General features: G+C 70.6%; 2 protein-coding genes. Both read left to right on the top strand.

Annotated features, from left to right (window positions below; translation table 11 throughout):
• Positions 1-79: 79 nt before the first annotated feature.
• Positions 80-1,015, top strand: coding sequence for an ATP-binding cassette domain-containing protein (locus ACQKIP_RS46745; protein WP_365860187.1), 936 nt, complete (start codon positions 80-82; stop codon positions 1,013-1,015).
• Positions 1,012-1,718: ABC transporter permease (locus ACQKIP_RS46740; protein WP_427745793.1), on the top strand; the 707-nt coding region annotated here is incomplete at its 3' end. The genes ACQKIP_RS46745 and ACQKIP_RS46740, both read left to right, overlap by 4 nt.

Genomic DNA, 1,718 nt, shown 5'->3' with positions numbered 1-1,718 from the left:
CCCCGGTACTACCCGCGACCGCCCACCTCCCGCCCCTGGTCCGACGCCCCGCGCCCCCGCGAGCGCCAGCATCAGAAGCATGATTCGGGCATACGAACTCACCAAGCGCTACGGCGAGAAGACCGTGGTGGAGGACCTGAGCTTCACCGTCCGCCCCGGCACCGTCACCGGCTTCCTCGGCCCCAACGGCGCGGGCAAGTCGACCACGATGCGGATGCTCCTGGGCCTGGACGCCCCGACCCGGGGCCGCTCCACCGTCGGCGACCGGACGTACGCGACGCACTCCGCGCCCCTGCACGAGGTGGGCGCGCTGCTCGAGGCCCGGTCCATCCATCCGGGCCGCACCGCCTTCCACCACCTGATGGCCCTTGCCCACACGCACGGCATCCCGCGCCGCCGCGTCGACGAGGTCCTGGACCTGGTGGGCATCCACGAGGTCGCCCGCAAGCGCGTGAAGGGCTTCTCGCTCGGCATGGGCCAGCGCCTGGGCATCGCGGCGGCGCTCCTGGGCGACCCGGCCGCGGTCATCCTCGACGAGCCGGTCAACGGCCTCGACCCCGAGGGCGTCCTGTGGATCCGCAACCTCCTCAAGTCCCTCGCCGCGGAGGGCCGTACGGTCCTCGTTTCCTCGCACCTGATGAGCGAGATGGCGCTGACCGCCGAGCAGCTGATCATCATCGGCCGCGGCAAGCTCCTCGCGGACACCACGGTCGAGGCGTTCGTACGCGACTCGGGCACCGGCTCCGTCAAGGTCGTCAGCCCCGAGGCGGGCCTGCTCGGCGAGCTGCTCGCGGCACCCGGCGTGGAGATCACCAGCCACGCGCCCGGCGTCCTGGACGTACGCGGCACGGACGGCGAAAGCATCGGCCGTACGGCAGCACAGCACGGCATCCCGCTCTTCGAACTCACCCCGCACGCGGCTTCGCTGGAGCAGGCGTTCATGGACCTGACACGGGACTCGGTGGAGTACGTGGCGTCAGTGTCCACCGGCATCCCGGAAGGAGCAGCGGCATGAGCACCGCTACGACGGCGACCACGTCCGCCAAAGCAGTCCCTTACCGCCTGTCCACCCGCGGAATCCTGCGCTCCGAGTGGCACAAGCTGTGGACGCTCCGCTCGACCTGGATCATGCTCGGCATCGCGAGCATCGTCACGGCCATCCTCGGCATGATCGTCGGCGCCACGTACTCGCCCAACCCCGGCGACGAGATCGACTCCGTCACCTATGCCCTGCTCGGCACCCAGATTGGCCAGGTCGCGATCGCGGTCCTCGGCATCCTCGTCACCGCGGGCGAGTACTCGACGGGCCTGGTGCGGGCGACGATGGCCGCGGTGCCGCGCCGCCTCCCGGTGCTCTGGGCGAAGACGGCCGTGTTCGGCACGGTCGCGCTCGTGACACTCCTGGTCACCAACTTCCTCACGTTCCCGCTGGCGCAGCTATTCCTCGGCGGCACCGACCTGGAGGCCACGCTCGGCGACCCCGGCATCGCACGCGCCGTGGCGGGCTCAGCCATCGGAACGGCCCTCATCGGCGTCATCGTGCTCGGCCTCGGCTCGGCCCTGCGCAGCATCCCCGGAGCGATCGGCGCGTACGTAGGCGGCCTGATCCTCTTGCCGCAACTCGCCACGATGATCCCCAACGACACGGTGCAGGACTTCCTGAACTACTTCCCGCTGCCGGCCGCCGAGTCCCTCACGACCGTCCACACCACATCCGG

Origin of the sequence: Streptomyces sp. NPDC059900 (assembly GCF_050270335.1) — a bacterium.
Classification (GTDB): Bacteria; Actinomycetota; Actinomycetes; order Streptomycetales; family Streptomycetaceae; genus Streptomyces.
This window is presented reverse-complemented; position numbering and strand designations above follow the sequence as displayed.

Bases quoted from the DNA above. Each gene is read 5' to 3' on its own strand.
- ACQKIP_RS46745 (WP_365860187.1), top strand. From the start codon at position 80: ATGATTCGGGCATACGAACTCACCAAGCGCTACGGCGAGAAGACCGTG.